Origin of the sequence: Microbacterium sp. SA39, from assembly GCF_000967865.1 — a bacterium.
Lineage (GTDB): Bacteria > Actinomycetota > Actinomycetes > Actinomycetales > Microbacteriaceae > Microbacterium.
This window is the reverse complement of the sequence record NZ_JXRU01000039.1, coordinates 61912-84046: the sequence shown is the minus strand read 5'-3', so window position 1 is coordinate 84046 and position 22135 is coordinate 61912. Positions and strand designations below refer to the sequence as shown.

The 22135-nt window shown below is 68.1% G+C and carries 22 protein-coding genes; 8 read left to right on the top strand and 14 right to left on the bottom strand.

Annotated elements, in window-relative coordinates:
- Window positions 1–12: 12 nt before the first annotated feature.
- The 5 genes from RS85_RS16745 to RS85_RS16725 are packed head-to-tail and all read right to left on the bottom strand — an operon-like array spanning window position 13 to window position 5880.
- Entirely contained in the window at window positions 13–672 is a 660-nt protein-coding gene (locus RS85_RS16745) for a bifunctional 4-hydroxy-2-oxoglutarate aldolase/2-dehydro-3-deoxy-phosphogluconate aldolase (RefSeq protein WP_046014612.1), read from the bottom strand.
- Window positions 662–1888, bottom strand: a complete 1227-nt coding sequence (gene manD, locus RS85_RS16740; protein ID WP_046014611.1) for a D-mannonate dehydratase ManD — start codon at window positions 1886–1888, stop codon at window positions 662–664. Before manD ends, RS85_RS16745 begins: the two co-directional genes overlap by 11 nt.
- 59 nt (window positions 1889–1947) lie before the next feature.
- The gene (locus RS85_RS16735) at window positions 1948–3342 is read right to left on the bottom strand and encodes an MFS transporter (RefSeq protein ID WP_046014610.1); all 1395 of its coding nucleotides are present in this window, start codon (window positions 3340–3342) and stop codon (window positions 1948–1950) included.
- Window positions 3343–3382: 40 nt separating this feature from the next.
- On the bottom strand, window positions 3383–4387 hold the full coding sequence (locus tag RS85_RS16730; RefSeq protein WP_046014609.1) for an L-idonate 5-dehydrogenase: 1005 nt from the start codon (window positions 4385–4387) through the stop codon (window positions 3383–3385).
- Window positions 4384–5880: a mannitol dehydrogenase family protein gene (locus tag RS85_RS16725; RefSeq protein ID WP_046014608.1), complete on the bottom strand. Its 1497-nt coding sequence runs from the start codon at window positions 5878–5880 to the stop codon at window positions 4384–4386. The genes RS85_RS16730 and RS85_RS16725 overlap by 4 nt, the downstream gene beginning before the upstream one ends.
- Before the next feature lie 91 nt (window positions 5881–5971).
- Here RS85_RS16725 and RS85_RS16720 point away from each other — a divergent pair, with 91 nt between their 5' ends.
- Window positions 5972–6934, top strand: a complete 963-nt coding sequence (locus RS85_RS16720) for a LacI family DNA-binding transcriptional regulator (protein ID WP_046014607.1) — start codon at window positions 5972–5974, stop codon at window positions 6932–6934.
- An 80-nt stretch (window positions 6935–7014) separates the two neighbouring features.
- On the opposite strand, the gene RS85_RS16715 is transcribed toward RS85_RS16720, so the two are convergent.
- Entirely contained in the window at window positions 7015–8259 is a 1245-nt protein-coding gene (locus RS85_RS16715; protein ID WP_046014606.1) for an MFS transporter, read from the bottom strand.
- Window positions 8256–9374: a HesA/MoeB/ThiF family protein gene (locus tag RS85_RS16710; protein WP_046014605.1), complete on the bottom strand. Its 1119-nt coding sequence runs from the start codon at window positions 9372–9374 to the stop codon at window positions 8256–8258. The genes RS85_RS16715 and RS85_RS16710 overlap by 4 nt, the downstream gene beginning before the upstream one ends.
- Window positions 9375–9711: 337 nt before the next feature.
- Here RS85_RS16710 and RS85_RS16705 point away from each other — a divergent pair, with 337 nt between their 5' ends.
- The 3 genes from RS85_RS16705 to RS85_RS16695 all read left to right on the top strand — a co-directional run bounded on the left by RS85_RS16705 (window position 9712) and on the right by RS85_RS16695 (window position 11489).
- Window positions 9712–10905, top strand: coding sequence for an NAD(P)/FAD-dependent oxidoreductase (locus RS85_RS16705; protein ID WP_046014604.1), 1194 nt, complete (start codon window positions 9712–9714; stop codon window positions 10903–10905).
- 90 nt (window positions 10906–10995) lie between these two features.
- Window positions 10996–11199: a hypothetical protein gene (locus RS85_RS16700; RefSeq protein WP_046014603.1), complete on the top strand. Its 204-nt coding sequence runs from the start codon at window positions 10996–10998 to the stop codon at window positions 11197–11199.
- Window positions 11196–11489: a hypothetical protein gene (locus tag RS85_RS16695; RefSeq protein WP_046014602.1), complete on the top strand. Its 294-nt coding sequence runs from the start codon at window positions 11196–11198 to the stop codon at window positions 11487–11489. Before RS85_RS16700 ends, RS85_RS16695 begins: the two co-directional genes overlap by 4 nt.
- 78 nt (window positions 11490–11567) lie before the next feature.
- Here RS85_RS16695 and RS85_RS16690 read toward each other — a convergent pair whose 3' ends face one another.
- The gene (locus RS85_RS16690; protein WP_046014601.1) at window positions 11568–12752 is read right to left on the bottom strand and encodes a zinc-dependent alcohol dehydrogenase; all 1185 of its coding nucleotides are present in this window, start codon (window positions 12750–12752) and stop codon (window positions 11568–11570) included.
- A 173-nt stretch (window positions 12753–12925) separates the two neighbouring features.
- Here RS85_RS16690 and RS85_RS16685 point away from each other — a divergent pair, with 173 nt between their 5' ends.
- Entirely contained in the window at window positions 12926–13363 is a 438-nt protein-coding gene (locus RS85_RS16685; RefSeq protein WP_046014600.1) for an SRPBCC family protein, read from the top strand.
- Window positions 13364–13369: 6 nt separating this feature from the next.
- On the opposite strand, the gene RS85_RS16680 is transcribed toward RS85_RS16685, so the two are convergent.
- From RS85_RS16680 to RS85_RS16670, 3 genes are all read right to left on the bottom strand, one after another.
- Window positions 13370–14380 (bottom strand): hypothetical protein, encoded by a 1011-nt coding sequence (locus tag RS85_RS16680; RefSeq protein ID WP_160298645.1) that lies wholly within the window; start codon window positions 14378–14380, stop codon window positions 13370–13372.
- A gap of 1 nt (window position 14381) precedes the next feature.
- A complete protein-coding gene (locus RS85_RS16675; RefSeq protein WP_046014598.1) occupies window positions 14382–16223 on the bottom strand; it encodes a substrate-binding and vWA domain-containing protein in 1842 nt (613 codons plus the stop codon).
- Between the two features lie 61 nt (window positions 16224–16284).
- Window positions 16285–17106: a shikimate 5-dehydrogenase gene (locus tag RS85_RS16670; RefSeq protein WP_200894858.1), complete on the bottom strand. Its 822-nt coding sequence runs from the start codon at window positions 17104–17106 to the stop codon at window positions 16285–16287.
- Between the two features lie 495 nt (window positions 17107–17601).
- Here RS85_RS16670 and RS85_RS16665 point away from each other — a divergent pair, with 495 nt between their 5' ends.
- A complete protein-coding gene (locus tag RS85_RS16665; RefSeq protein WP_046014597.1) occupies window positions 17602–17808 on the top strand; it encodes a cold-shock protein in 207 nt (68 codons plus the stop codon).
- Between the two features lie 99 nt (window positions 17809–17907).
- On the opposite strand, the gene RS85_RS16660 is transcribed toward RS85_RS16665, so the two are convergent.
- The gene (locus RS85_RS16660) at window positions 17908–18573 is read right to left on the bottom strand and encodes an HAD hydrolase-like protein (RefSeq protein ID WP_046014596.1); all 666 of its coding nucleotides are present in this window, start codon (window positions 18571–18573) and stop codon (window positions 17908–17910) included.
- Between the two features lie 144 nt (window positions 18574–18717).
- On the opposite strand from RS85_RS16660, the gene RS85_RS16655 reads away from it, so the two are divergent.
- The gene (locus RS85_RS16655; RefSeq protein WP_046014595.1) at window positions 18718–18954 is read left to right on the top strand and encodes a hypothetical protein; all 237 of its coding nucleotides are present in this window, start codon (window positions 18718–18720) and stop codon (window positions 18952–18954) included.
- A 3-nt stretch (window positions 18955–18957) separates the two neighbouring features.
- Here RS85_RS16655 and nucS read toward each other — a convergent pair whose 3' ends face one another.
- Together nucS and RS85_RS16645 are read right to left on the bottom strand one after the other, a co-directional pair.
- Window positions 18958–19653, bottom strand: coding sequence for an endonuclease NucS (gene nucS / locus RS85_RS16650; protein ID WP_046014594.1), 696 nt, complete (start codon window positions 19651–19653; stop codon window positions 18958–18960).
- 46 nt (window positions 19654–19699) lie between these two features.
- Window positions 19700–20938 carry an MFS transporter gene (locus RS85_RS16645; RefSeq protein ID WP_082087680.1) on the bottom strand — a complete coding sequence of 413 codons (1239 nt, stop codon included), beginning with the start codon at window positions 20936–20938 and terminating at the stop codon, window positions 19700–19702.
- Between the two features lie 60 nt (window positions 20939–20998).
- Between RS85_RS16645 and RS85_RS16640 the strand changes: the two genes are divergently transcribed.
- Window positions 20999–22063, top strand: coding sequence for a LacI family DNA-binding transcriptional regulator (locus RS85_RS16640; RefSeq protein WP_046014954.1), 1065 nt, complete (start codon window positions 20999–21001; stop codon window positions 22061–22063).
- The last annotated feature ends 72 nt before the right edge of the window (window positions 22064–22135 follow it).

Here is a 22135-nt window from a genome sequence, read left to right as displayed (position 1 = left end):
TGGAACGACCGGTCACCGCGCGCACACCTCGACGAACGCCTGCGCTCGATCGCGCAACGCCACCGCGTCTCCGCCGGCGAACGCATCGCCGAGCAGCGGCCCGCCCACGCTGACCGCGGCCGCACCGGCCGCCAGCCACGCCGCCGCTCCGTCCAGATCGACCCCGCCGGAGGGGACGACCTCGATGTCGGGGAACGGTCCGCGCAGATCCTTCAGATACCCGGGGCCGACCTGTCCCGCCGGGAAGACCTTCACCGCTGATGCTCCTGCCGACCACGACGCGAACAGCTCGGTCGGCGTCAATCCTCCGGGAACGATCGGCACACCGGCATCCGTCGCCTGCTCGACGAACGCCGACGACGTGATCGGGGTGACCAGATAGCTCGCACCGGCGTCGACAGCGCGGGCGAGGTCGGCCGCGTTCGTCACCGTGCCGATGCCGAGATCCGCCACCTCGCCGAACTGGGCGAGCAGCTGCGGCATCCGGTCGAACGTCCCCGGCGTCGTGAGCGTGAGTTCCAGACTGCGGATGCCGGCATCGATCAGCACCTCGAGCACGGCGTCGTAGTCCTCCGCGCGTTGCGCGCGGGCGACGACGATCAGGCGGGAGTCGACCGTGCGCTGCGGCAGCGCGACTCGGCGGACTACACCAGACAAGGGCTCACCAGTCATGGACGGTCCCGTCGAGCAGACGGTTCACCGGCAAGTATGCCTTGGTGTACTCGTGGCCGGCGGCGGCTTCCTCGTCCAGTTCGACACCGAGCCCGGGCTGCTCGCCCGGGTGCAGGAAGCCCTGATCGAACGTGAACGAGGACTGGAACACCTCGAGCGTCTGCTCGTTGTGGGGCATGTACTCCTGGATGCCGAAGTTGTGGATCGCGAGGTCGAGGTGCAGCGCGGCGGCCATGCCGACCGGCGAGATGTCGGTCGGACCGTGGATGCCCGACTTGATGCCGTAGATCGCGGCGAAGTCGAGCAGCTTCTTCATGGCCGTGATGCCACCGGTGTGGGTGACGGCCGAGCGGACGTAGTCGATCAGGCGTTCGGTGATGAGCGTCTGGTAGTCGTAGACCGAGTTGAACACCTCGCCGATCGCGAGCGGCGTCGTCGAGTGCTGGCGCACCAGCCGGAGGGCGGTCTGGTCTTCACCGGGCGTGCAGTCCTCGAGCCAGAACAGGTCGTAGGGCTCGATGTCCTTCGCGAAGCGCGCGGCCTCGATCGGCGACATCCGGTGGTGTCCGTCATGCAGGATGCGCAGATCGGTGCCGAACTCCTCGCGGATCTGCGAGAAGATCCCCGGCATGTGGTGCAGGTAGTTGCGGGTGTCCCAAGTCTCCTCGGCCGGGCGATCGCCGGAGCGCTTGGCGGGCTCGTAGTCGTAGCGCACACCGGGGCCGGCCGCCGAGACGCCGTAGATCTGACCGAGTCCCGGGACACCGGTCTGCACGCGCACGGCCGTGAAGCCGAGCTCCTTGTACCCCGTGATGGCGTTCGACAGCGCCGCGTAGTCGGTGCCGGATGCATGGGCGTAGACCCGCACGCCCTCGCGGCTCGCGCCGCCGAGCAGCTGGTACAGCGGCATCCCGGCCTTCTTGGCCTTGATGTCCCAGAGCGCCATGTCGACCGCGGCGATCGCGGCCATCGTCACTGGTCCGCGGCGCCAGTACGGCCCGCGGTACAGGTACTGCCAGGTGTCTTCGATCCGGTCCTCGTCGCGTCCGATCAGCGTCGATGCGACGTGGTCGGCGAGATAGGAGGCGACCGCGAGCTCGCGGCCGTTCAGGGTGGCATCCCCGAGACCCGTGATGCCGTCGGAGGTCGTGATCTTCAGCGTCACGAAGTTGCGGCCGGGGCTGGTGATGTTGACGTCGACGAGCTCGATGGTCATGGCGGTTCCTCAAAGAAAGGGGGTGCGGCTGTTCGGGCAGCCGCACCCCGGGTCGGTGGTCAGATCGCGTCGCGCGGGTCCGTGAGGTCGCGGCCGGCGACCTCCGGCATCCAGATCGAGGCGATCAGTGCGCTCAGCGTGAAGATGAAGAGCATGATGATGATCGGGATGAACGAGCCGGTGACGGCGGACACCCACGCGGCGGCGATGACGGGGCCGGCGCCGGTCGCGATGATGGCGGCGATCTCGCGAGCCATGGCGGTGAACGTGTAGCGGTTGCGCGAGCCGAACAGCTCCGGGAGCGTGAGGTTCTCGAGCGACGCGAAGCTCATCACGGCGAGGTTGTGCAGCACCACGTAGCCGATGAACACCTGGAGCGTGACGCCGCTGCTGATCATGAGCACCGTCGGGACGATGATGATGAGCGCGATGACCGACCAGATCATGTACATCCGCTTGCGGCCGAACCGGTCTCCGAGCCAGCCCGAGAGCGGAACGGTGATGAAGGCGACGAGCGACGAGACGATCACGGCGTTGACGCCGATCGAGCGGTCGAGCAGCAGCACGACGGTGATGTAGCTGATGAGGTACGTCTGGATCATGCCCGAGTTGCCGGCCTGACCGAAGCGCAGCATGAGCGCGATCGCGAACGCCTTGATCGGCTTGCGCTGCATCGCCTCGAGGGTGCGGACGTCGCCGGTCTCGGTGGCGAGCTCGAAGGCCTCCTGCTTGGAGAGCGCCTTGCCGTCGACGACGTCGTCGCGCTCCTCGAAGACCGGGGTCTCCTTGAGGTTGAAGCGCACCCAGATCGCGAAGAGCATGATGATCGCGCTGCCGATGAAGGGGATGCGCCATGCCCAGTCGATGACCTCCTGCTCGCTGTACGCGACGAGGAGGATCGCCCAGATGCCGGAGGCGAGGAGAGTGCCGCAGTTGGTGCCGAGTGCGACGAGCGAGGCGATGATGCCGCGGCGCTTGGCCGGCGCGTACTCGGCGAGCATGACGCCGGCGCCCGAGATCTCGGCGCCCGCACCGAAGCCCTGCGCGATGCGGAGCAGCACGAGCAGGATCGGGGCGAGGATGCCCACCTGGTTGTAGGTCGGCAGGAAGCCGATGAGGGTGGTTGCGAGCCCCATCAGGAGGATCGTGTAGAACAGCACCTTCGTGCGACCAGTCTTGTCACCGAGGCGGGCGAAGAAGAACGCGCCGACCGGGCGGGCGACGTAGCCGACGCCGTAGGTCGCCATCGCGGCGACGACGGCGATGGCCGGGTCTTCCGACGAGAAGAACAGGTCGGCGAACACGAGGGCGGCTGCCAGCGAGTACAGCTGGTAGTCCATGAATTCGAGAGCGGTGCCGAGCCATCCGGAGATGGCGGCGCGCACGAGGTCGCGGATCGACCTCTTCGCGGCGGGATCGTCGACGGCCTGAGTCGTCGTCTGCGGTTCTGACATGGGAGGTACTCCTTCGGACCAGGAACGGGTGGGGGTGGAGCTAGAGGGAGAGCAGGACCTTCGCCGAGGCCGACGAGTCGCGCGCGAGTTCGAAAGCCTGAACGGCGTCGGATGCCGGGACGACGTGGGAGACGACGGAGTCGAGAGCATCCGACTCGGCCAGCATCCGGACCGCGTCATCGATCTCGGTGGAGAAGCGGAAGGCGCCGCGGAGCGTCAGTTCCTTGGCGAGCATCGGCGCGAGGTTCACGCCGATCTCGGCGTTCGGGAGCATGCCGACCTGCACGATGGTGCCGGCGCGACGCGCGGCGCGCACGGCCTGGGTGAGCGAGACGCCGACGCCGGAGCACTCGAAGACGACGTCGTAGGATTCGTCGTCGATCGTGTCCTGGCCGACGAGAGCGACCTCGGTCGCGCCGAGTGCCCGAGCGCGCTCGAGGGGTTCGGGACGCAGATCGCTCGCGCCGACGACGGAGGCCCCGGCGTGCACGGCCGCGGCGACGACGAGCAGTCCGATGGGACCCGAGCCGATCACGAGCACGCGCTTTCCGGTGACGTCTCCGGCGAGGTTCACGGCGTGGATCGCGACGGCCAGCGGCTCGGCGAGCGCGGCCCGCTCCAGGGGCAGACCGTCGGGGAGCACGCGGATCATGCCCTCTTCGACGATCAGGAATTCGGATGCTCCGCCCTGACGGTGCGGGTCGGCCGCGGCGCTGCCGAAGTAGTCGCCGCCGGGGCGCAGGTGCGGGCGATCCTCGAGGCCGGGTACGGTGGGCCCGTACCGCGCCGGATGCACGGTGACGGGGGTGCCAGGAGCCAGGCGGCCGGACGGGTCGAGGTCGACCACGCCGGACAGCTCGTGACCGGGGGTCAGCGGTTCGCGGATCGTGTACTCCCCGTTCGCGCCGTGGAAGTAGTAGTGCAGGTCGGAGCCGCAGATGCCGACGTAGTTCACCCGCAGGCGCACCTCGCCCTCACCGGGAACCGGGACCTCGCGGTCCTCCCAGCGGATGTCTTCCTTGCCGTGGATGGCGAGAGCCTTCATGGCTGCATCTCCTCTGCGCTGGTGAATGATGATGTGATCGTGTCGGAGGCGGCGACGGCATCGGCGATGGCCGCTGCGACGCCCTGACGCCGGATCGTATCGATCAGTTCGCCCACACGCTCGACGAACCCGTCCTGAGCGGCCAGTCCGTCGCCGAACAGCTGCAGCTCGGTGATCACTCGCGCGGCGAGTGCGCGGCCGTCGCGGGCGGTGGCTGCGAGGGCGGCGAGGCGCTCGCGGGCGGCATCCGTCATCGCCGTCGCGTGCACGCCAGGGTCGAATCCCGGCAGCGGCGCGATGCAGGAGAGGTATCCGGCGACGGTCAGCGCGATCAGATGCGGCATCTCGCCGCGGCCCAGCGCCTGGAGGGCGGGCTCGGGGATGCGCTGGCGCAGCTTGACCGAGCCGTCGGTGCCGACCTGGCTGGTGCGGTGACCGAGGGCGCTGTTGCCCCAGCGCTCGAAGAGCTGGGTCTCGTACTCGCGGATGTCGACGCCGGAGGGCACCTCGATCGACGGCTCATACTCTCCGCGCAGGACCGAGAGCGCGGCTTGCGCGATGTCGCCGAGGCCGATCGCCTCGGGGATCGTGCCGACCCCGCGCAGTGCGCCGAGGTAGGCGATCAGTGAGTGGGTGCCGTTGAGCAGCCGCACCTTCATCTGCTCGTAGCGGCCGACCTCGCTGGTGAACACGGCGCCGCCGGCTTCCCAGGCGGGGCGTCCGCCGGCGAACCGGTCTTCGATGGCCCACATCGTGAACGGCTCGGCGGGGACGGGGATCTCGTCGCGCGATCCGATGAGCGCACTGACGCGATCGCGCAGTTCGGGAGTGGTGGCGGGGACGATGCGGTCGACCATGCTCGACGGGAATGCGACGGACTGGTCGAGGTAGGCGAGGGTGTCGGTGCCTTCGCCGTGGGGCAGCGCCTGCAGGAACTCGCGGACCAGCTTCTCGGTGTGTGCGCCGTTGGCGGAGAGGTTGTCGCAGCTGAGCACCGAGAGCGGGGCGGCGCCGGCCGCCGCGCGCGCCTGCAGGCCTCGCGCGAGCTGGCCGATCGTGGAGCGCGGAGCACCTCCACCGAGGTCGGCCCGAACGGTGGCGTCGTCGAGATCGAGATGCTGCGTGGCGGCGGAGTAGCTGTATCCGTTCTCGGTGACGGTGAGTGTGACGATGCGGATGCCGGGATCGGCGATCTGCGCCACGACGCGCTCCGGCTGCTCGGCGCCGACAAACGCGTCGGTGTGCACGCCCGGGACGCTCAGGGAGATGCTATCGGGCGAGATCGTCGCGACGGAGTAGAGCAGGTCCTGCGCGTGCATGGCGTCGACGACGGTGCGCGAGCGTGAGGCGACGCCGACGATGCCCCAGTCGCCGCCTGCGGACTGGAGGGCGGTGGCCGTGTAGACGGCCTGATGCGCCCGGTGGAAGCTGCCGAGACCGAGGTGCAGGATGCCTGCGCGCTCGGGCCGGGGGTGATCGGCGATGATCGTCATGTAAACAGTGTGAATGAGTTGTACAAACTTGTCAACCAGTTTCACTTGGGGATGCACGATCATAGGATGACGGGACGAGGGAAAGGCGATCGTGGCAGCGACGTTGACGGATGTGGCCAAGCACGCGGGAGTGTCGATCGCGACGGCATCCCGCGCCTTCGGTGAACCCGATCGACTGGCGCACGGCACACTCGAGCGGGTGCTGCGCGCAGCCACCGATCTCGGATACGCGACGCCGCAGTCGGCCACCGCCACCCGCACCCTCGGTGTGGTCGTCCCCGACGTCGCGAACCCGGTCTACGCCACTCTGCTCAAGGCGATCCAGGGGCAGGCGTGGCACGGGCGGCACCGCATCGTGCTCTTCGACGCCGACGAGGATCTGCGCCGGGAGAGTGAGCAGATCGAGCAGGCGCGCAAGCTCGACGGCATGCTGCTGTGCTCGCCGCGTCTTCCGGATGCCGACGTGCTCTCTCTGGTCGGGACCACCCCCTACGTGGTGATCAACCGGCAGATCGACGGCTCCTCCTGCGTGCTCATGGACACGGAGCACGGCCCGTCGCAGGCGATCGAGCACCTCGTCGCCCTCGGCCACACGCACATCGCCTACGCTGCCGGACCTCGTGGCTCCTGGGCCGACGTCCGCCGAGCGGACACGATCGCGCGAGCTTGTGAGCGGCACGGCATCCGTCTCACCCCGCTCAGCCACCACGCGGCATCCATCCAGGGCGGCCGGGCCGCTGCCGCACCGGCCGCGGCGAGCGGCGCCACGGCCGTCGTCGCGTACAACGACCTCGTCGCGCTCGGCCTCGAGGCGGGGATGATCGAGCTCGGACGCCGGTGCCCCGCCGACATCAGCATCGTCGGCATCGACGACATCGACCTCGCCGGTGCGGTGACACCGGCGCTCACCACCGTGCGGATGCCGATCGCGCGCAGCGGCGAGCTGGCGGTCGACCTGCTTCTCCAGTCGATGTCGGGCGCCGCGATCAGCGACGTCGTGACACTCGGCTCGCAGCTCATCGTGCGGGCGTCGACGGCGGCGCCGCGCGCCTGAGCACGTTCTGCGTGGATCAGAAACGTCTCTGAACGCGCCCTCTCAGCTGCGTTTCTGATCCAGCATCGTGCTGATTCGCCTCAGAGAGGAAGCGGCTCGACCTGGTCGAGATCGTCCTTCTTCGGGATGCCAGAGAGCGACGGCGAGACGAAGGCGATGAGCAGCACGATCGCGAGGAGGCCGACAGGTATGGCGATGGTGAGCTCGTAGCCGACCTGCTTCAACAGCAGACCCGCCACGGCGGGAGCGATCGACGCCGCGATCGCGGCGATCAACGACTGGATCGAGAGCACCCGACCCCGAAGGGAGTCGGGGATCAGAAGCGCCAGGTATGCCCCTTGCATCGCGTTCAGCGGGATGAGCGGCAGGGAGGCGATCAACGCCAGACCAGCGATCACCCACACGTGCTGAGTGAAGATCGCGCCGAAGAAGGCGACGCCGACAACGCAGATCGAGAGCCGGATGATTGCGCCTCCGCTGAGTGATCTCGAGATGCGCATGAGAATTATGGCCCCGAGAAGGATGCCGACGCCCTGGAAGGTCTGGATCAGACCGATCTTCCACGGCTCGGTCATGATCTGCTGCTGACTCAGGACGATGGCGGTGCCGCACGTGGCGAGCGAGAAGTTCACGCAGACGACGAGAAGGATCAGGAAGCGCGGCTGCGGCCATCGTCGCAGCCAGGTGAATCCCGCCGACGCTCTGGTGCTGTCTGCCTCCGTCTCGTCCGCGCGAGGACGCAGGTCGGTCCGGATCGCGATCCCGGCCCCTGCCTCTCCCAGACGGGCCGCGGCGCCGAGAAGGAAGGGAAGGGACGGATGCACACCGAAGAGGAGACCCGAGACCGGTGACGAGCCCAGTTGGATCGCCGCATCTCGCGCCTGGTTGGCGGCGGATGCATCGGGAAGCAGCGGGCCGCCCACGATCCGCGGCAGGATCACATCCGTCACGTTCGCGAACAGCCCGCCGATCACGCCGCTGACGGCGGCGAAGGCGAAGAGAAGCGGCACATCGAGCAGGCCGAGAAGGATGCTGAGGGCCAGAGCGCCGTACACGACGAACGCAGCGACACCCGAGACGATCATGATGATCCGACGATCGACTCGATCCATCAGGTACCCGCCGGGAAGGATCGAGAGCGCATGGGCCAGGGCATTCACGCTTCCGACGAGACCCGCGACTGCCGTGTCCTTCGAGACGCCGAACGCGAGAAGCGTGAAGGCGAAGGTGCCGATGAACACGCCGATCTGCGTGAACGTGTCGCCGATGAACCACACCCGATAATCGCGAACGCGCCACAGAGTAGGGCGGACTTCGTCGGTCATAGCGGCGCGATCTCGAAGATGTGATCGTACTGGGCGTCCCGCTCGCCGCAGGTGGGGCAACCAGGCTGACGTCCCCATTCCATCACTGTGCCGAGAGTCCCAGCGATGTAATCGACCTCGACCTGCTTGCCGACGGCGAAGGGCGGGGCGTACCGCGTGATTAGGCGGACAACCTCGTCAATGCCGAAGGAGATCAGCCGCTGGATGTGAGGTGCGAGGGCGGCGGTCGCGCCAGCACGATCAGGCGACATCAGAGCGCGGTACTGAGGAAGGAAGTCGTCAGTGTTCACCTCATCATGGATCTGTAGGCAATCCATGCAGCCAGACTCCCCGGGAATCACGGAGAAGATGCGCCCCCGAGTGTGTTGGGAGAGGAGAAATACGGCCGGCACGTCGAGGGCGACGGCCGCAGCATTCACCCTGCGTTGCGCGACGAACGGCGGCTCATCTATTGCGCAGATGATCGCGTCGCCATCGATACCCAGTTGCCTCACCTCGTCGGCGCCGGAGATCCGCTGGTTGATCGCCGAGATACAGACGTCGGGAGCGAACGAGTGAGCGTACTCCACTGCCACATCGACCTTCGCGCGTCCGAGGTCGGTCGTTCGAAACAGCGTTTGCCGATTCAGGTTCGACGCTTCGACGACGTCGTAATCGACGATCGTGAGCTTCTTCACTCCGAGTGCGAGAAGGAGGGGAAGGCTGGCACTTCCTCCTCCTCCTAGCCCGAGGAGGAGGACATGGGAATCGGAGATGTGCCGCTGTGCGACGTTTGCGGGCGAACTCGTGTTCGCGGCAGCCGCGGCGAAGAACGACTGATTCGCATGAAGTCGCTCGGGCAGATCGTCGTACCGAGAAGCGTCCTCCAAGAGCCCGCAGTCGTCTAGAACGGCGATTCCGGCCCGAAGTTGCTCCCGCGTGAGAATCGGCAAGGCGCGTCCTGCAACGTCGAGAAGCTCGTCCACTTCCCGTGTGCCATCAAGCAGCGGCAACAGAGCTCGAAGCTCCCCCGCGGGGTCCTTCAGTTCCTGAGTGATGCCCTGCTGTGCGCCGATGCGCACCGTTTCGTCGTCGAGCCAGTAAATGGGCAAAGCGCGCTTGACCTGCAATCGCATGACAGTCTCCTCGAGGCGAAGCCACGATCGTGCGAACGTCGATCGTGGCCTCGCCCCTGTTCAGGCGCATCGCTCAGATGATGCCCCAGCTGATCTTCTTGTCGGTCGGAACTCGGTTGACAGTGAATGCCATGTGGTCACCTCCTCCGCGTCGATAGGACAGGGAGCGGTGTTTCCCCCGTGACGCATGACTGCGTCTCGTCGGAGCGTACGGGGGAAATGGGAGATGGAATGGGCGCTGTTCCGGCATACCGATATGCAGCACGGCATCCGCAGGCATCGCGGCCGAAGAAGCAAGAGGATGGCGCAGATCCGTTTCTGACCGGATGCTCGAACCATGAGGAAATCCGCGAAGCAGGCGCACGCAGCCGGTCCCGTCGTGATCGTCGGCGGGGGGAACGCGGGCGTGTCGATCGCCGCCCGCCTGCGTCGACGCGGTGTTGCCGAGGTGACGATCATCGAGCCGCGGAGCGAGCACGTCTACGCGCCGCTGCAGTCGCACATCGCGGGCGGTGTCGCCGATCGACGTGAGGTCATCCGCCCTCAGGCGAAGGTCACTCCTCGAGGAGTGACCTGGCTGCAGGAGCGCGTCGTGGCCGTGCACACCGACGAGAATGCCGTGGAGCTGTCGTCCGGCAGGCGCGTCGGCTACGGCCAGCTGATCATCGCCGCCGGCATCGAGCAGCGCTGGGACGCCATTCCGGGACTTGCAGAGGCGGTCGCCGGCTCGGCGGTGGTCTCGAACTACACGCTCGAGCTGGCCGAGGAAGCCTCGAACGTGCTCCAGAATCTCGATTCGGGCACGGTGGTCTTCACCCAGGCCGCGGAGCCGGCATCATGCGCCGGAGTCGCCCAGAAGCCGATGTATCTCGCCTGCGATCGCTGGCAGAAGCTCGGGCGGCTGCCCGGCATCCGCGTGGTCTTCGTCACCCCCGAGGCGGCGCCCTTCCACATCGGCGAGGTCGCGTCCGAGCTCCACCGCTCGCTCGATGCATACGGGATCGAGGCGCACTACGTCGCCAGCATCGCGGAGGTGCGAGCGGATGCCCGAGAACTCGATGTCGTCGTCGACGGACAGACGACCACGATCCGCTACGACGTGCTGCACGCGGCACCTCCACACGCCCCCGCCGGCTGGATCGCAGAGAGCGGCCTGCAGGGCGCTGACGGCTTCGTCGACGTCGACCCCGAGACCCTGCGTCATCGGCGGTGGGCGAACATCTGGGCGCTCGGCGACGCGGCATCCATCACGCCCATCCGTTCCGGCGGCGCCATCCGATCGCAGGCGAAGGTCATCACCGATGCCCTCACGAGGCCGCAGAAGAACAGTCGCTACGACGGCTACAGCGAGACGCCGTTCACCGTGACCCGACGCACCGCGGTGTTCGCCGAGTTCGATCGCGCAGGCCGCCTGCAGCCGTCGATCCCGTTCTGGCGCACGCTGTACCGCGAGCGCCGCTTCACGTACGCGATGGATCGATGGGTGCTGCCGTGGGTGTACTGGAACCTCATCCTCAAGGGCAGGGCGTGAGCGCTACCCCCGGCGCCCCCGTCTGTCAACGGACCTGCCCCGGCGCGGCATCCGGTCGATGCTGGAACTCCCCAACCGAAGGAGCGCAGGATGTCGAACCCTGAAGGACTCATCAACAGCATGGACCCGACCGAAGGTGCCTTCGTCTTCCCGTCGGACGTCGAGCAGCCGGAGACGCAGGGCGACGAACCCCTCGAGGCCGAGCTCGGCGAAGACGGTCAGGGCGACCTCGCTCCCGAAGACGACGGTCAGCACAGCGGTGACGCCCCCGACGACCTGCGGACCTCCGAGTGAGCGGCAGCGACGAGCAGTCCGGATCGGCGAACGTCGGCTCGGCCGCCGAGTCCGACGCGCAGGCCCGCATCTCCGAGCACTTGGAGGCGCGCGAGGGCGAGGACTCCGGCGAACTGCTCTACGTCGGCGACACCCCGGCGGGCGGCGGCGGTGCCGACTCCGGTGCCGCGGCCGCCGTGGGCGTCGACGACGTGACCGAAGAGGCAGCGGAGAAGGAAGCCCGCTCGTACTCTTCCGAGCACAACGACGAACCCGGGATCGGCAATCGTCCTGGCGAGTCAGACGACTGAACTACTGCGGGGCCGGAGAGGAAGCCCGTCCACCCTCCGTGGCGCATCTCGCCGGCCCCGCATGTCTGTGGGCGTCGACTACACGGTCGACGGATGCAGGACGACCTTGATGCAGCCCTCCTCCTTCTTCTGGAACGTGCTGTAAAGGCCGGGCGCGTCCTCGAGCGGCGCGTGATGCGTCGTGAGGTCCATCACTCCGAGCGGATCAGAGGCATCCTCGACCAGGGGCAGCAGATCATCGATCCAGTTCTTCACGTTGCACTGCCCCATCCGCATCGTGATCTGCTTGTCGAACATGGTCTTCATGGGGATGATGTCGGCGTCACCGGCGTACACCCCGCTCAGCGACACGGTCCCGCCGCGTCGCACCGCGTCGATCGATGCGTACACCGCGGCGAGCCGATCGACGCCGGCCTTGTCCAGCACCTGCCGTGCCGCGCCGTCGGGCAGCAGCCCGACCGCTCTCTGCATGAAGGCAACCCCGCCGTTGCCGTGCGCTTCGAGGCCGACGGCATCCACGACCGAGTCCGCGCCGCGCCCCTCGGTGAGGTCGCGCAGCTCGTCGACGATCGAGTCGGTCAGATCGAAGGTCTCGATACCGTGTCGCTCGGCCATCGCACGCCGCTCGGGCACGGGGTCGACGGCGAGCACGCGGTAGCCGCGATGATGGCCGATGCGCGAGACGAACTGCCCGACCGGGCCGAGGCCCATCACCGCGAGCGTGCCGCCCTCCGGGACCTGGGCGTACTCGACGCCCTGCCAGGCGGTGGGGAGGATGTCGCTGAGGAACAGATACCGCTCGTCGGGCAGATCGGCGCCGACCGGGATGTGGTTGTAGTCCGCCAGCGGTACCCGCAGGTACTCCGCCTGACCGCCCGGAACCTGACCGTAGAGCTTCGTGTAGCCGAACAGTGAAGCGCCGCTGCCGTACTCGCGCACCTGCGTCGTCTCGCACTGCGACTGCAGGCCGCGGGTGCACATGAAGCACTCGCCGCAGGAGATGTTGAAGGGGATCACGACGCGGTCGCCGACCTGAAGCTTCGTCACGGCGGAACCGACCTCGACGACCACTCCCATCGGCTCGTGACCGAGGATGTCGCCGCGATCGAGGAACGGGCCGAGCAGCTCGTACAGGTGCAGGTCAGAACCGCAGATCGCCGAGGAGGTGACGCGGATGATCGCGTCCTCCGGCTGCTCGATCACGGGGTCGGGAACCTCTTCGACCGTCACCGTGCGCTTCTTCTGCCAGGTCAGTGCCTTCATCGCATCTCCTCATCCTCGTGCGCTCTCGTCACATCGTCCGAAGCCACGTTGCCCGTATGCGGAGCATCGCGCAGCGGGGTTGACACACTGGCTTTGACGGACAACGGGAGGATTGTCAACGGTCTCGTGCCCCTGCGCGCGCCGGGCGCACGATGAACGCGGACGGAGGCGACATGGCGACCAACACGCGAGCGATGGACTGCACACCGGAGGACGTGTTCCGGGTGCTCGAGAACGGCTGGCTCTACCCGACCTGGGTGGTCGGGGCATCACGGATGCGGGATGTGGACGAGGCGTGGCCGAGCACGGGCGCGGAGCTGCATCACTCCTTCGGTGTCTGGCCGGTTCTCATCGATGACACCACGCAGATGAAGGAGTGGGACCCGCCGCACCGAGCCGTGATGCGCGCCCGGGGCTGGCCGGTCGGCGAAGCCACGGTCACGATCCGCGCGCGCCGGCTCAGCTCCGGCTGCCTCGTGCGCATCGACGAGGATCCGGTGAAGGGCCCGGCGACGATCGTGCCGCGCTTCCTCACCACGCCGATGCTGCGGTGGCGCAACGCGGAGACGCTGAACCGGCTCGCCTATCTGGCCGAAGGGCACGCCGACTGATCCGGGTCAGTCGCCGGAGTTCTGCGTGAACTGCCGCTCCCAGTCGCGCAGTTCGGAGCGCCCGATGAGCGAGTCCAGCGACACCTGGAACAGCAGCCCCTTGCGCGCGTTCACCTGCTTGATGTTGTCGACGATCTGGATGGTGACTGCTGCCAGCGCCTCGCGGACCTCGCCGATGCGCTCATCCGGTGCATCCCACAGATCCGGACGCGTGAGCAGATCCAGCAGGTAGTCGCGGTCGAGGGCGGCCACGAGACGGGCCAGCTTGTCGGAGTATTCCGACTCCGCCAGCACGCTCTGATCCTCACCTGCCTTCGCGTCGAGCCGCACGAACAGCTGCTCGACGTGCGAGGCGAGGGCGTCGATGGCGACGGCCGTCTCGGCCGCGGCGGCATTGCCGGGAAGCGACGCGTAGTCGGCCCGCAGCTCCCGCAGACGGTTTACCCGCAGACGGATGCCGGCGGGCACCGGGTCTGCGCTCGCCGCAGGCTTCCTGCGACGCCGAGCGATCCGGCCGATCGCGGTGCCGGCTGCGGCGAGGAGGACCACGCCGCCGATGACGAACGGCAGCACGAAGTCCGCGCCCCCGCCGGCGGAACCCCCGGGCGACGACGGGGTCTCCGCGACGATCTGCTGCACGGTCTCGGTGAGCGCCTGCGCGGTGTCGCCGGCTGCGGCGGTCTCGCTCTCGTTGGCGATGCGGAGGGCCTCGCTGCTCTCGATCGCCGAAGAGATCGCCTGCACGTCGTCGCCGATGGCGAGCACGATCGTCGGCTGGTCAGCGCCCTTCGCGATGTCGGTCCGAACCTGGCCGGCGTACTCGTCGCTGTCGTCGACCTGCGCCGGGAGCACCACGATCGCGATCGAGCCATCGCCCGGAGCGGCCTCCAGCAGCTGGGCTTTCAGGGACTCGGCCCCGGGAACGCTCGGGTCGACGTAGACGTTCTCGGCGTCGAGTCCTGCCACGGCATCGTCCACCCACGGATTGCCGGATGCCGCCGCGATGATCATGCCCACCTCAGAAGTTGTTGATGACAGAGGCGAAGACGAGGTCGATGCGCTCGGCATCCGAGGCGTCGAACATCTGCCCGCCGGTGGCATCCGCGATCCGCTGCAGAGCCGTGGGGTCTGCGCCCTCGCCGTAGGCGATGGTGAAGATGCGCACGGGAGTGTCGTCGCTGCCCTCCTTGGAACTCTTGCCGATCTTCGCGATGAGCGAGTCGAGCGAGGTCGTCGAATCCGTGTCCTCGCCGTCCGACAGCACGACGATCGCGTTGATGCGACCCGGTTCTGCCCGCGCGCTCATCGCCTCGTATGCGGTGAGGACCGCGTCGTAGAGCGGAGTGCCGTTGCGCTGCGCGTAGCGGAGGTCGGCGAGCGAGGAGTCGAGCTTCTCTCCGTCGGCCCCGAGCGCTGTGACGTCCCGCAGCACCTGGATACCTTCGCCCTCGTCGGAGGAGATGCCGGTGGTGAACGCCCAGACGCCGACCTCATCGGTGGAACGGAAGTGCCCGAGGGTGGTCTGCGCACCCTCGATCGCGCCGTCGAGCCGCGAGCGTCCGTCGCCGATCGGGTCGTCCATCGAACCGGAGATGTCGATGAGCTCGAGCACCGACGAGGGTTTGCGCACCTGCGTCCACTGGTCGATGGCGGTGGAGATCACATCGACCTCCGGCTTCGGCAGCGAGACCGCCGGCTGTGCCGGATCGACGCCGAACTTCGCCGAGAACTGGTCGCCGAGGGGGACCGACTCATCGAGGGGGCGGAATCCGTACTCCGGGAGGATCTTCTGCGCCGGTGCGCTCTGCAGGTACTCGGCGAACGCCTCGCCGGCCGTGCGCTGCTCGGGCGTCACCCAGTCGGCGCCGAGGACGGTCACCGGGTTGTCGGACCACATCGACCCGCCGGACGGATACACGGCGACGAGCTTGGTCTTCGGCGGCGTCAGCGTCTCGCCCGGCTGCACGGTGTGGGAGTCGGGGTTGCCCTTGTTGTAGTTGAGCAGCGACGTCTCCTCCAGAGCGACCGCTGAGACGTAGGCCGAGCCGTTCGCGCCGTTCTGCGTCTCGTCGTACAGCGTCGAGAGCACGTTGCCGGTGGTGTCGCCGTAGTGGATCACGCACTCCTCGAAAACGCGGGAGAAGTCGGCCGCGGCGTCCACGTCGGCCGAGGTGAGGCCTTCAGCCTTTCCGGATGCCTCATACGACTGCATGAGGATCGTGGAGAGGCCTGTCGTCGAGGTGTTCGGGTTCGTCTTGGAGATCTTGAAGGCGCCCCAGATGTCCTTGCCAACGCTGCCCCAGCCGGCCGGATCCTGGCACAGCCCTTCGAGGTCGCTGATGCTGATGGGCTTCTCCGGCCAGCCGAGAGCCTTGGCCATCGGCTCGGGCATCCCGAACACGATGGGGGTGCGGGTGAACGAGGCGGGCTCGCCGACGAGGCTGGGCGATGCGGCGGCAGCCACGCGGTCGGTCCAGACCGTGGATGCCGGCGACCAGAGGGTCGGCCACAGCGTGCGGTCGTCGCTCGGCCAGTCGTCACCTGCGGTGAGGTAGCGCGCCGCGTTCCCGGACGAGACGTTGGTCGGGCGGACGGTCGCGCAGGTGTCGAGGCCCTCGTGCTCGGGCGAGTCCTTGAACGCAGTGGCGAGCTCGTCGAGCATGTTCACCTTCTCCGACGAGGTCGCGATGGTGATGTGCGTGCATCCGTCGTCGGGGAACCCCTGGCTCCCATCGGTCGTCGTGCCGTCGTCACCGCCGGCGGTGCAGGCGGCCAGCACCAGCGCGGCGATAACCGTGCCGGCGAAGGCGGCGGTCGTCCGCCGGGCGATGGACCGGGGGGCGTTGCGAGGCGCGCTCATGCGCCTAGGCTACCCAGGTATCGCTCTTCCGATCAGGAAGTTCTGCGATATCGCACCAGGGTCACGACCCTGCGCGCATGAACTCCTCGGCGGCCCGCACCTGATCGGCGGACGGACGGATGCCGGTGTAGAGCACGAACTGCTCGAGGGCCTGCAGCGTCGCGACCTCTGCGCCGCTGATCACGGTCTTCCCCGCTGCGCGGCCTGCGGCCACGAACGGGGTCTCGGCCGGGAGGGCCACGACGTCGAAGACGACGGATGCCGCCGCGATCGCCTCCGCAGAGAACGACAGCGCATGCTCGTCTGCTCCCCCCGCCATGCCGATCGGCGTGACGTTGACGAGCACGTCAGCTGTGGCGTCGCCGGCATCCGGCAGCCACGCGAAGTCGTACAGGTCCGCGAGGGCGCGTCCGTTCGCCTCGTTGCGCGCGACGATGGTGACGTCGTCGAAGCCCGCGTCGCGGAACGCGGCTGCCGTCGCCTTCGCCATGCCGCCCGATCCGCGCAGAAGAACCGTCGAGCCGGCATCCAGGCCGTTGCGCTCGATCAGCTGCGCGATGGCGGAGTAGTCGGTGTTGTAGGCCGTGAGCACGCCGTCGTCGTTCACGATCGTGTTGACCGAGTCGATCGCCGTCGCCGAGGCATCCATCCGATCGACCAGAGCGATCACGTCTTCCTTGTAGGGCATCGAGATCGCACAGCCCCGGATGCCGAGACCGCGGACTCCGGCGATCGCCTGAGCGAGGTCGGTCGGCGCGAAGGCCTTGTAGATCCAGTTGAGCTCGAGCGCCTCGTAGAGGAAGTTGTGGAACCGCGTTCCGTTGTTGCTGGGTCGCGCCGACAGCGAGATGCACAGCGTCATGTCCTTGTTCAGCATGGTCACCGGACAAGCGTAGCCGTGACGGGTCGTGGCGAAGATCGCGAGTCCTCCCCTATGGTGAAGGTGCGTGCACAAGGGGATCGATCGTCTCCGTCTCTCCCCAGATGACGGGCAGCCTTCCCCAGAGGCAAGACGGTCCGTGCACGCGATTGGGCCCTCTCGAGTAGTTCAGTCCCCAATGGACTACTCGAGGGGGCCGCTATCGTCTCCCGACCAACTTTTTCGGTTTTGTCCCCCAAAAGGGGGACAAGGAGGTGGAAAAAGGGTTAGGCTGTTTCTGACGCACCCTCCGGTCGTCTTCGGCCCTCATCGCTCCCCCCGCGGTGAGGGCCACACCATTTTCCGGGCGCCTGCCGTATCACGGGCGGATGCCGCTCGTGCAACATTTGGATTACCTTCTCCCAGGTGCTGTTCCCCTCGGGGCCTCCTCCACTAGCGTTAGCGCTGTCGGGGCATCCCTGCGTCGGCTTCTTCATCAGCAGAGCGAACAGGCAGTACATGAGCACTCAGGGCACGGTCAAGTGGTTCAACTCGGAGAAGGGCTTCGGCTTCATCTCCCCCGACGACGGCGGCGCCGACGTTTTCGCGCACTACTCCGCCATCGAATCCTCCGGCTACCGGTCTCTCGATGAGAACCAGCGAGTCGAGTTCGATGTCGCGCAGGGCCCCAAGGGCCTGCAGGCAGAGAACATCCGTCCGCTCTAAGCGGTCGGAACAGAGAACTCCCCGCCCGGATTCGCCTCGTGCGACATCCGGCGGGGAGTTCTGTGTTCTCCGCCCTGTTGCGGGGCTCGTCGGCACGGTTCAGACGAGGAGCAGGGAGCGCAGTTCGTCGACCGACGCGGCTCGGAATGCCGCCTCGTCACCTTCGTGCTGCTCGCTGAACCCCCACTCCACGAAGATCACGGGGACGCCGTTCGCGTTGCCGCCCTCGACGTCGTGGTGGCGGTCGCCGACGAGCACCGGCCGCGAGGTGTCGGCGCCGAGCTCCCGGAGGCGCCGCAGCGCTTCGGCGACTATGTCGGTCTTGGTCGCGAGCGTCGCCTCGTCGGGCGTGGCCCCGACCGTCGTCAGGAACGAGGGCCGTAGACCGAAGTGGTCGACCAGGGCGTCGACCTGAATCTCGGGCTTCGAGCTCGCCGTCGCCTGCGGGACTCCTGCGGCGTGCAGCTCGTGGATGAGGTCGATCATGCCCGGGTACGTGGCCGCGTCCGTCGTGTAGCCGTCGGCCTTGCCGAGCGTGCGGTAGAAGGTGACCGCCTCGGTGGACTCGGCGGGAGTCATGCCCGCCTGATCCTGGAAGGAGTCGAACATCGGCGGCCCGATCCAGTGGATCAACTGCTCGCGCGTGGGAGCCGGCCGGCCGAAATGGGTGAGGGCGATGTTGAGGCGGCGCAGGATGCCGACGGAGGCGTCGACGATGGTGCCGTCGACGTCCCACAGCACGCAGGAGTAGGGAGAGGAGGGCATCCCCCCAGCCTATGGGGAGCTGAGCGCGTGGCGGCTCCTCCTGCACAGGTGTGCAGCGGATGCCGTTCTCCACAGTTCGTGGCCGGGCAGAATTCGTCGTCCTAGGGTGGTGACAGCGGGAGATCTGCGGGTGAGAATGGGGGCATGTTCGTGTCGATGGAAGCGATAACGACGATCGCGTGCGCAGTGTCGGTCGTCGGTTCGATCACGGGCCTCGGCGGATGGTTCATCCGTCGGGTGGACGCGCGATTCGACAAGGTCGACGCGCGATTCGATCGGCTGGAGGATCGGGTGAGCGGCGTCGAGCACGAGCTGACCGAGGTGAAGATCGCCGTCGCGCGGCTGGAAGGCCCGCCGCCGCGGCTCGCGACAGCGCGCTGACGCTCAGAAGAGGCGCGGGATGCCGGACTCGATGCCCTTCATGTCGTCGTAGTCGAGCACGAGGCAGCGGATGCCGCGGTCCTCGGCGAGCACCCGGGCCTGAGGCTTGATCTCCTGCGCGGCGAAGACCCCCTGCACGGGGGAGAGATGCGGATCGCGCCCGAGCAGTTCGAGGTAGCGCGTCAGCTGCTCGACACCGTCGATGTCGCCGCGGCGCTTGATCTCGACTGCGATCGCGGCACCGTCGGCATCCCGCACCAGCAGGTCGACCGGGCCGATCGCGGTCGGGTACTCGCGGCGCACGAGGATCGCACCCTCGGAGATGCGCTCGACCTGCTCGGCGAGGAGGCGCTGCAGGTCGGCCTCGACGCCGTCCTTCTGCAGGCCGGGGTCGATCCCCAGTTCGTGCGAGGTGTCGTGGATGATCTCGTAGATCTGCACGCGCAGCGCGTCGCCCGTCTTCTTGTGCGAGACGCGCCAGACCTCGACGACGCCGGCGCTCGCCTCCTCCTCGCCCGGAACCTCGGTCGAGAGCGAACACGGCGGACTCATCCAGTTGAGCGGCTTGTAGCTGCCGCCGTCGGAGTGCACCAGCAGACTCCCGTCCCCCTTGTGCACGAGCAGACGCGTGGCGAGGGGGAGATGGGCGTTGAGCCGACCGGTGTAGTCGACCGAGCAGCGGGCAATGACGAGGCGCACCCGTCGAGCCTAACGGCATCCGATCGGCCCTTCGGCGAGCTGAGTCTCAGCCCTCCCGCACGGCGACGGCCGGGGTCTTCTCGTCCTCGCGGAGCGGGCGGGCGGCGCCGGAGAACAGTCCGGATGCGACGACCAGCACGACGAGGATGAAGAGCGTGTTCAGCAGTCCGATGTGCTCGCTGATGATGCCGAGGACCGGAGGCCCGCCGAGGAAGGCGACGTAGCCGATCGTCGCGGCGGCACTCACGCGCGCTGCCGCCTTGGCCGGGTCGTCCGCCGCGGCCGACATGCCGAGCGGGAACCCGAGCGAGGCCCCGACACCCCAGAGCGCGGCGCCCACCAGCACGAGCGGGAAGTTCGGCGCGAGGATGAACAGCAGGATGCCGGACGCCGCGGCCACCGCCAGGATGCGCAGCACCAGCACGCGGCCGAAGCGGTCGACGAGCGGCCCCCCGAACAGGCGCAGCACGGTCATGCCGATCGAGAAGACCGCGAGCGACACGGCTCCGGTGCCTTCCGGGAAGCCGTGGCCCTGCTCCGTGCCGAGAGCGATCCAGTCGTTCGCCCCGCCCTCCGCGAAGGACATGCCGAGCATCACGACTCCGAGCAGGTACGTCCGCGGCTCGCGCCACGCTTCCAGCGCCACGTGCATCCGCTGTCGGAACGCCGGCTTCTCGTGGTTCTCGGGGTCGAGTGCCGCTTCGCGCACCGGCACCTGGAAGAAGCAGATCACGGCGATCACGACGATGAGGGCGCCGACGATCCCGGAGTGCACGGCGACCGTGACCGACAGGCCGGCGGCCAAGGCCCCGATACCGGCGCCGATGACCGTGCCGAAGCTGAACAGCGCGTGGAAGACCGGCAGGATGGTCTTCCCCATCTGCTGCTCGATCGCCGTCGCCTCGACATTCATCATCACGTCGACGCAGCCGTTGCCGAAGCCGAAGAGCACCATGCCGAGCAGCACGATCGGCACCGAGCCGAAGACGTTGGCGCCGAGGCCCACGAGGGCGATGCCGACGGCGAACATGAGCATGGCGAGCAGCATCCCCCGCCGCGCGCCGGTCCGCGCCATCACGGCCGGACTCGTCGAGATGCCGATGATCGATGCGAGGCCCATGCCGAGCAGGATCAGCCCGACCTGCGCATTGTCGAGCTCCAGAGCCTCTTTGATCCCGGGCACGCGGGACGCCCAGGTCGCGATCGAGAGACCGCTCGCGAAGAAGATGGCGAAGATGGCTGTGCGCCAGCGCACGAACTGCGAACGGGTGAGGGCGGTGTCCATGCGGGACAGCCTATCGAATCGATTCGACTCCTGGGAACGGAACCGGGCTATCCTCGGAGTATGAGCAGCAGGGAGACGCCGCGTCGTGCGACCATCGCCGACGTCGCGCGGCACGCGGGGGTGGCGACGTCCACGGCCTCCGTCGTGTTCAGCGGCAAGGCGAAGGTCGCGGCCGCGACGCGGGAGCGGGTTCTCGCCGCCGCCACCGAGCTCGGCTACGCCGGCCCGGATCCGCGCGCGGCATCACTGCGACGCGGACGCAGCGGGATCGTCGCGGTCGTGCTCGAGGGGGAGTTGCGCGCGGCGTTCCTGGACCCGGTCACCACCGCCATGATGGACGGACTCACCGAGGGGCTGGCCGACCTCAGCGCCGGCATCCTCCTGCTGCGCGACGAACCGGGGGACGAAGGATCCGCCCTGGCGAACGCCCCCGTCGACGCCTTCGTGCTCATCGGATGCTCCGGGCGCATGCGCGACTCGCTCGAGGTCGTGCGGGGCCGAGGGCTTCCCGTGGTCGTGATCGAAGGCGATGCCGGCGAGGGCATACCGCGCATCACGCTCGACAACACCGCGGCTTCGGCCGACATCGCCCGTCACCTGCACGACCTCGGGCACCGCGACGTCGCGATCGTCACCCTCCACCTGAACAGTGACAGGGAGCGCGGCGTCGTGACCCCCGAGCGCCTCGCCGCCGCCACCGTCGACGTCGCGGTCGACCGTCTCGCGGGGCTCCGGCAGGTCTTTCCCGACGCCCCGGCGATCTCGGCATCCGGGAGCCTCATCGACGAGGGGGCGCGCGTCGGACGGATGCTGCTCGCTGATGCGGCCACCCGTCCGACGGCCGTCATCGCCCAGAGCGACCTGCTGGCAGCGGGGGTCGTCCGCGCCGCGGAGGAGCTGGGGTTGCGGGTGCCGGGAGACCTCTCCGTCGCCGGGTTCGACGGGATCGCCGTCGACGGCCTCTCACACCTGACTCTCACCACGAGCGTGCAGCCCGCGGTCGACAAGGGTCGGGCCGCCGGCGAGCAGGTCGCCCGGATGCTGCACGGCGAGCCCGGGACCTCGCAGCACCTGACCTGCCGGCTCCGCGTGGGCACGACCACCGCCGCGCCCGCCGTGCGCTGAGCGCTCAGCTGCGGGTGTGGTCGCCGGCGGATCAGGGTCGGGAACCCGGCGCACCCTCGCCCCGGTAAACTG

Bases quoted from the DNA above. Each gene is read 5' to 3' on its own strand.
- RS85_RS16745 (WP_046014612.1), bottom strand. From the start codon at position 672: ATGACTGGTGAGCCCTTGTCTGGTGTAGTCCGCCGAGTCGCGCTGCCG.
- RS85_RS16640 (WP_046014954.1), top strand. From the start codon at position 20,999: ATGAGCAGCAGGGAGACGCCGCGTCGTGCGACCATCGCCGACGTCGCG.
- RS85_RS16675 (WP_046014598.1), bottom strand. From the start codon at position 16,223: ATGAGCGCGCCTCGCAACGCCCCCCGGTCCATCGCCCGGCGGACGACC.
- RS85_RS16690 (WP_046014601.1), bottom strand. From the start codon at position 12,752: ATGAAGGCACTGACCTGGCAGAAGAAGCGCACGGTGACGGTCGAAGAG.
- RS85_RS16715 (WP_046014606.1), bottom strand. From the start codon at position 8,259: ATGACCGACGAAGTCCGCCCTACTCTGTGGCGCGTTCGCGATTATCGG.
- RS85_RS16645 (WP_082087680.1), bottom strand. From the start codon at position 20,938: ATGGACACCGCCCTCACCCGTTCGCAGTTCGTGCGCTGGCGCACAGCC.
- manD (WP_046014611.1), bottom strand. From the start codon at position 1,888: ATGACCATCGAGCTCGTCGACGTCAACATCACCAGCCCCGGCCGCAAC.
- RS85_RS16655 (WP_046014595.1), top strand. From the start codon at position 18,718: ATGTTCGTGTCGATGGAAGCGATAACGACGATCGCGTGCGCAGTGTCG.
- RS85_RS16660 (WP_046014596.1), bottom strand. From the start codon at position 18,573: ATGCCCTCCTCTCCCTACTCCTGCGTGCTGTGGGACGTCGACGGCACC.
- RS85_RS16730 (WP_046014609.1), bottom strand. From the start codon at position 4,387: ATGAAGGCTCTCGCCATCCACGGCAAGGAAGACATCCGCTGGGAGGAC.
- RS85_RS16685 (WP_046014600.1), top strand. From the start codon at position 12,926: ATGGCGACCAACACGCGAGCGATGGACTGCACACCGGAGGACGTGTTC.
- RS85_RS16705 (WP_046014604.1), top strand. From the start codon at position 9,712: ATGAGGAAATCCGCGAAGCAGGCGCACGCAGCCGGTCCCGTCGTGATC.
- RS85_RS16725 (WP_046014608.1), bottom strand. From the start codon at position 5,880: ATGACGATCATCGCCGATCACCCCCGGCCCGAGCGCGCAGGCATCCTG.
- RS85_RS16710 (WP_046014605.1), bottom strand. From the start codon at position 9,374: ATGCGATTGCAGGTCAAGCGCGCTTTGCCCATTTACTGGCTCGACGAC.
- RS85_RS16665 (WP_046014597.1), top strand. From the start codon at position 17,602: ATGAGCACTCAGGGCACGGTCAAGTGGTTCAACTCGGAGAAGGGCTTC.
- RS85_RS16700 (WP_046014603.1), top strand. From the start codon at position 10,996: ATGTCGAACCCTGAAGGACTCATCAACAGCATGGACCCGACCGAAGGT.
- RS85_RS16735 (WP_046014610.1), bottom strand. From the start codon at position 3,342: ATGTCAGAACCGCAGACGACGACTCAGGCCGTCGACGATCCCGCCGCG.